This is a genomic window from Massilia sp. 2TAF26 (genome assembly GCF_052115005.1).
Lineage (GTDB): Bacteria > Pseudomonadota > Gammaproteobacteria > Burkholderiales > Burkholderiaceae_D > Telluria.
Genome location: NZ_JBFRFV010000027.1, coordinates 70,191 through 76,558, shown reverse-complemented (window position 1 = coordinate 76,558; position 6,368 = coordinate 70,191). Strand labels below are relative to the sequence as shown.

The 6,368-nt window shown below is 66.9% G+C and carries 6 protein-coding genes; 4 read left to right on the top strand and 2 right to left on the bottom strand.

Annotated elements, in window-relative coordinates; translation table 11 throughout:
* Window positions 1-121: 121 nt before the first annotated feature.
* From mreD to AB4Z32_RS22295, 4 genes are all read left to right on the top strand, one after another.
* Window positions 122-637, top strand: a complete 516-nt coding sequence (gene mreD, locus AB4Z32_RS22310) for a rod shape-determining protein MreD (protein ID WP_442124061.1) — start codon at window positions 122-124, stop codon at window positions 635-637.
* A gap of 10 nt (window positions 638-647) precedes the next feature.
* Entirely contained in the window at window positions 648-2,636 is a 1,989-nt protein-coding gene (mrdA, locus tag AB4Z32_RS22305; protein WP_442124059.1) for a penicillin-binding protein 2, read from the top strand.
* 3 nt (window positions 2,637-2,639) lie between these two features.
* The gene (rodA, locus tag AB4Z32_RS22300) at window positions 2,640-3,758 is read left to right on the top strand and encodes a rod shape-determining protein RodA (RefSeq protein ID WP_442124058.1); all 1,119 of its coding nucleotides are present in this window, start codon (window positions 2,640-2,642) and stop codon (window positions 3,756-3,758) included.
* An 82-nt stretch (window positions 3,759-3,840) separates the two neighbouring features.
* Window positions 3,841-4,824 carry a septal ring lytic transglycosylase RlpA family protein gene (locus AB4Z32_RS22295; RefSeq protein ID WP_442124057.1) on the top strand — a complete coding sequence of 328 codons (984 nt, stop codon included), beginning with the start codon at window positions 3,841-3,843 and terminating at the stop codon, window positions 4,822-4,824.
* 57 nt (window positions 4,825-4,881) lie between these two features.
* Here AB4Z32_RS22295 and AB4Z32_RS22290 read toward each other — a convergent pair whose 3' ends face one another.
* Window positions 4,882-5,622 (bottom strand): SPOR domain-containing protein, encoded by a 741-nt coding sequence (locus AB4Z32_RS22290; protein WP_442124056.1) that lies wholly within the window; start codon window positions 5,620-5,622, stop codon window positions 4,882-4,884.
* Window positions 5,623-5,630: 8 nt separating this feature from the next.
* Window positions 5,631-6,362 carry a type III pantothenate kinase gene (locus tag AB4Z32_RS22285; RefSeq protein WP_442124060.1) on the bottom strand — a complete coding sequence of 244 codons (732 nt, stop codon included), beginning with the start codon at window positions 6,360-6,362 and terminating at the stop codon, window positions 5,631-5,633.
* Between the last annotated feature and the right edge of the window lie 6 nt (window positions 6,363-6,368).

The window sequence follows — 6,368 nt, the reverse complement described above, 5'->3', positions numbered from 1 at the left end:
GCACCACGCCGGCCGCGGCCGCAGGCGCTGCCGCTCCCGCAACCGGCACCACGCCGCCGGCCACCCAGCGCGCGCCGGCGAACGCCACGCCCGCCGCGCCGCGTACCGGGGAGGGGACCTGATGCCTACCCGCCCGCACTACATCCTGCTGCCGGTCAGCCCGCTGTTCATCGCCTTCAGCCTGATCTGCGCCTTCATGCTCAACCTGCTGCCCTGGGGACGCTGGGTCGGCGCGCCGGACTTCGTCGCGCTGGTGCTGGTATTCTGGGGCATCCACCAGCCGCGCAAGGTCGGCATCGGCATCGCTTTTTCGATGGGCCTGCTGATGGACGTGCATGACGCCACCCTGCTCGGCGAGAACGCGCTGGCCTACACCCTGCTGTCCTACCTGGCGATCATGATCCACCGCCGCGTGCTGTGGTTCCCGCTGGCGACCCAGGCGATGCACGTGTTCCCGCTGCTGCTGATGACGCAGGCGATCCAGGTGATCGTCCGCTTCATCGTCACCGGGCGCTTTCCGGACTGGCTGCACTTCATCGAAAGCGTGGTCGCGGTCGCGCTGTGGCCGGCCATTACCTGGCTGCTGCTGGCGCCGCAGCGCCGTGCGGTAGACAAGGATCACACCCGTCCAATCTGATGTTCGTTGAATGACCGAGATTAAAAACAACGATCGCGAGATCCACAATTTCCGCATGCGTCTGACGGCGCTGGTGGGGCTCGTGTTCATCTGCTTCGGCCTGCTGGTCGCCCGCTTCGTCTGGCTCCAGGTGGTCAAGCACAACCAGTACATGGCCCAGGCCGAGGACAATCGCATCGCCCTGGTGCCTATCGTCCCCAACCGCGGCCTGATCCTCGACCGCAACGGCGTGGTCCTGGCCAGCAACTACTCCGCCTACACCCTGGAGATCACGCCTTCCAAGCTGGAGGCGAATCTCGATTCCGTGATCGACGAGCTGTCGAAACTGGTCACCATCGAGGCCAAGGACAGGAAGCGCTTCAAGCGCCTGCTGGAAGAGTCGAAGAACTTCGCCAGCGTGCCGATCCGCACCCGCCTGAGCGACGACGAAGTCGCGCGCTTCACCGCCCAGCGCTTCCGCTTCCCGGGCGTGGAGGTGCAGGCGCGCCTGTTCCGCCAGTACCCGCTGGGCGAGATCGCTTCGCATGTGCTGGGCTTTATCGGCCGCATCAACCAGAACGAAGCCAGGGCCATCGAGGAAAGCGACGACTCGGCCAACTACAACGGCACCGACCACATCGGCAAGGAAGGCCTGGAGAAGAGCTACGAGCGCCAGCTGCATGGCCAGACCGGCTACGAGGAAGTCGAACGCTCGGCCGGCGGGCGCGCGATCCGCACCCTGTCGCGCACGGCGCCGGTGCCGGGTTCGAACCTGATCCTGTCGATCGACATCGAGCTGCAGAAGGTGATCGAGGAAGCCTTCGGCGACTTCCGCGGCGCCCTGGTCGCGATCGAACCCGAGACCGGCGACGTGCTGGCCTATGTGTCGCGCCCCGGCTTCGATCCCAACCTGTTCGTCGACGGCATCGATTCGCAAAGCTGGAGCGAGCTGAATACCTCGCTCGACCGGCCGCTGATGAACCGTCCGCTGTCCGGCACCTATCCGCCCGGCTCGACCTTCAAGCCCTTCATGGCCCTGGCCGCGCTGGAGCTGGGCAAGCGCCGGCCGGAGCAGGGCATCAACGACGCCGGTTTCTTCATGCTGGGCGGGCACCGCTTCAACGACGACAAGCCCGGCGGCCACGGCTACATCGACATGTACCGCTCGATCGTGATGTCCTGCGATACCTACTACTACCAGCTCGGCAACGACTTGGGCATCGACGCCATCAGCGGCTTCATGAAGCAGTTCGGCTTCGGCTCGCCGACCGGGATCGACCTCGAGCACGAGAAGTCGGGCGTGCTGCCTTCGCAGGAGTGGAAGCGCGAACGCTTCAAGCGCAACCGCGCGGCCCAGAAATGGGTCGGCGGCGACACGATCTCGGTCAGCATCGGCCAGGGCTTCAACAGCTACACCATGCTGCAGCTGGCGCACGCGGTGGCGACCCTGGCCAACAACGGCGTCATCATGAAGCCGCACCTGGTCAAGATCGTCGAGGACGGGGCTACCCACCAGCGCGCGCTGACGGTGCCGAAGGAATCCGGCCGCATCCCGCTGAAGCAGGAGAATATCGACACCATCAAGCACGCGATGGTGGGTGTGATGACCGATCCGAGCGGCACCGGCCGCCTGGCCTTCCGCAATGCGGAGTACACGGCCGGCGGCAAGACCGGTACCGCCCAGGTGGTCGGCCTGAAGGGGGCCAAGTACAACCACAGCATGACGCCGGAACGCCTGCGCGACAACGCGCTGTTCACCGCCTTCGCGCCGGCCGACAAGCCGAAGATCGCGATCGCGATGGTGGTCGAGAACGCCGGCTTCGGCGCCCAGTACGCGGCCCCGATCGCGCGCAAGGCGCTCGACTACTACCTGCTGGGCAAGCGTCCCGGCGACAAGGCCAGGCCGGTGCCGAGTACCGCGGTGCAGAAGGAAGACCTGGCGGTGCCGGAAGAGGCCTTCGGCCCGAGCGCCGGCCTGCCGAAGCCGCCCGGCGGCGAGACCCCGGGCAACAAGGAGTAAGCGATGCCAGCCCATATTCCAGAACGGCGCTCGCTGAGCCGGCGCCTGAAACCCTACTTCACGGTCTTCGACGGCCCGCTGGCCCTGATCCTGTTCCTGCTGTTCTCGGTCGGTACGCTGACCATGAGTTCGGCCGGCCACGACTTCCCGGGCCGCATGGAAGGGCAGATGCGCAACATCCTGCTGTCCTTCACGGTGATGTGGATCGCGGCGAACATTCCACCGCAGATGCTGCTGCGCCTGGCCGTGCCGATCTACAGTTTCGGCGTCGCGCTATTGGTGGCGGTGGCGCTGTTCGGCACCATCAAGAAGGGCGCGCGGCGCTGGTTGCACGTCGGCGTCGACATCCAGCCTTCCGAGATACTCAAGATCGCCACACCGCTGATGCTGGCCTGGTATTTCCAGGCCCGCGCCGGCTTCATGAAGTGGCAGAACTTCATCGTCGCCGCCGTGCTGCTGCTGATTCCCTTCGGCCTGATCGTCAGGCAGCCCGACCTCGGCACCGCGCTGCTGGTCGGCACCGCGGGCTTCTGGGTGATCTTCCTGGCCGGCCTGTCGTGGAAGGCCCTGCTCGGGCTGTTCACGGCCGGCTGCGCCGCGCTGCCGGTGGCCTGGTCGATGCTGCACGACTACCAGCGCGAGCGGGTGATGACGCTGATCGATCCGACCTCCGACCCGCTGGGCAAGGGCTTCCACATCATCCAGTCGACCATCGCGATCGGCTCCGGCGGCATCAGCGGCAAGGGTTACCTGAAGGGCACCCAGGCCTACCTCGAGTTCATCCCGGAGCGCACCACCGACTTCATCTTCTCGGTGTACTCGGAAGAATTCGGCCTCGTTGGTAACCTGGTGTTACTGTTCTTGTATCTTCTGCTCATCGGGCGCAGCATGATGATCGCTGCAAACGCCCCGAATCTGTTCACGCGCTTGCTGGGCGGATCGATCGCGATGATGTTTTTTGTTTACTCTTTCGTCAACATGGGCATGGTCAGCGGCATCCTCCCGGTGGTCGGAGTTCCACTGCCTTTCATGAGCTATGGCGGAACTGCGTTGATTACTTTGGGGCTCGGCAGTGGTATATTGATGAGTATTCAAAGACACCGCAAACTGGTGCAGACCTGACATGAAAGAGAACGCGATGGCCGTTCGCGCACTACCAGGTCGGTTTTTGCCAGCGGTCATCGCGTTAGTAACAACGACGCTGATGACAGGCTGCAGCACAACCGCCGACGGCGAACACAAGAGCCTGATCCCGCTGCCCTGGAAGCACAAGGTGGCAACGAAAAACGGCAAGATCGATACCACCCTGCCCAAGCTGCCTCCCGCCGGTTCCGGCCGCGGCGGCTATTACCAGGACGACGGCCCCGGCGACAATCCGCCGCCGGGCCTGCGCGACATGCCGGACGCGGTCGTCAAGTACGAGCCCTATGCCAAGTTCGCCAACAAGCCGTATTCGGTCTTCGGGCAGACCTACACCCCGCTCCTCAACGACGAACCCTTCAGCCAGCGCGGCGTCGCCAGCTGGTATGGCGTGAAGTTCCACGGCCAGCGCACTTCGTCGGGCGAAGCCTACGACATGTACAAGATGACGGCCGCGCATCCCACGCTGCCGATCCCGTCCTATGCCCGCATCACCAGCCTGGAAACCGGCAAGTCGGTGGTGGTGCGCATCAACGACCGCGGCCCCTTCCATTCGGACCGCATCGTCGACGTCTCGTACACGGCGGCGCTCAAGCTTGGCCTGCTGGGCAAGGGCAGTCACCAGGTCGAGCTCGAGCGCCTGTTCCCGGACGATCCGACCCGCGTCGCCACCGTGCGCCGCGCCGCCGCCTCGGCCGCCCAGACCGCGCCGGCGCCGGCGGAAATCGCTGCCTTGATGCTGGAAGACCGCGTGGCGATGGACAGCGCCGCGGTGGCCCGCCCCGATGCGCCGGCCCGCGCGCAGGATGGCAAGGCGGCCAGGTCCGGCTACTACCTGCAGCTGGGTTCCTACGGCCGCGAGGGCAAGGCGGAAGAGGTGAGCGAGAAGCTCAAGCAATCCGGCGTCTCGCAGGCGATCGAAGTGGTGCGTTCGGGGGCGGTCAACCGCGTCTACAGCGGGCCTTTCGAGACCCGTGCGATGGCGCAGCAGGCGGCGCGGGCTTTGCCTTCCTCTTTGGGTCTGAAGCCCATCGTCGTGCGACGGTAATGCATCGCGGTAGGGTGGGCGCGGCCGGCGTAGGCGCCCCCGTGCCCACGAATCATATCAACGGCAATTCTTCGTTTCCGCCGACGACACCGCATCCGCCACCGACTCGATGCGCGCCCGTGCGGCAGCCTCGATATCGCGGAAGCGGTAGCTGTAGCGCGGGACCGAGGGGCCGCGCGGCGTGATGCGGGCGCTGTGCACGCCCTGCTTGTTCAGCTGGGCCAGCAGGGCCTGGGCTCCGCTCTCGGTCTTGAACACGCCAAGCGAGATCGCCCACTTCATGGGCGAATCCCCCTGCATGATGAAGAAATTGGTGACGCCCAGGCCGCGCAGCTCGCCGGCCTTGCGCTCTGCCGCTTCCTTGCTGCCCTGGGGCGGGATGTTCACCAGGTAGCTGGTCACGTCCTGGGCCTGCACGGCCTGGCGCGACTGGCGCTCGCCCAGCTCGAGGGAGGCCAGGCGTGCTTCGAAGCGCTTCGCTTCGCCGGCGCTGAAGGTGCCGACGTCGATGCAGGCCAGCGGCCTGGCCGGCGCCTCCGCCTTGACCGGCGCGGGAGCCGCCGCTGCACTGGCTTCCACGGCCGCCGCGGCCGGCGCGCTGGCTGGATCCGCTGCCGGCGCCGCCTTGGCCGCGTCGGCCTGCTCGTTGGTCAGCAGGGTCAGCCGCGATGCTTCCAGCTGGGGCTTGATGCGCGCGCGTTCTTCATCGCTTCCCTTGCTCGAACCCAGGAAACCCTGGGCGTAGGCGAACAGGGCGGCGTTCAGCAGCAGCAGCGACCAGAAGACGAATCTCAGCACGTTAGGTCCTATGACGAAGGTGACGCGATGGCGGCCGCGTGCAGCCCGACCAGCACGATATTATCCAGCATCCGGTAGGGCAGCGCCAAAGCCGGGGCCACGTGGCCGGCCGCGCCGCCCGAGACGATGCACAGTTCCGCCGGCAGGGCCGCACAAGCGCGCGCGATGGCGCCGGCCTGGGCCGAAATGCAGCCGGAGCGGATCGCGTCCAGCGTGTTGTCGGCAAAGACCGGCGGCAGCACGGCATCCGCGCTGGTTGCCGGCAGCTGGGCGGTGCCGCGAGCGAGCGAGTCCAGCATCAGGCCGAGTCCCGGCAGGATCATCCCGCCCAGGAACTCGCCATCGCTCGACACGGCATCCACGGTGGTCGCGGTGCCGCAGGTGGCCACCACCAGCGCCTTGCCGGGCGCCAGGGTGCGGGCGCCCAGCGCGGCGGCGAAGCGGTCGGCGCCCAGCTGGGTGGGATTGCGGTAGCGGTTGCGCAGCCCGGCCAGCTCGGCCTGCGCAGCGAACCATTCGGGCTGGGCCAGCGGGAGCAGGGCGGCGAGGCGCTCGCGCATGGCGGCGCCGGCCACGTTCGAGACCAGCGCGCGCTCGACGGCATGGCCGGCCCAGGCGGCCCGCAGGCCGTCCAGTTCCGCATGCAGCACGGCGCCGTGGGCGAGCCACTCGCCGGGCGCGGCGCCTTCCTGCGCGACGGCCCACTTGACCCGGGTATTGCCTGCGTCGACCAGCAGCATCGTCAT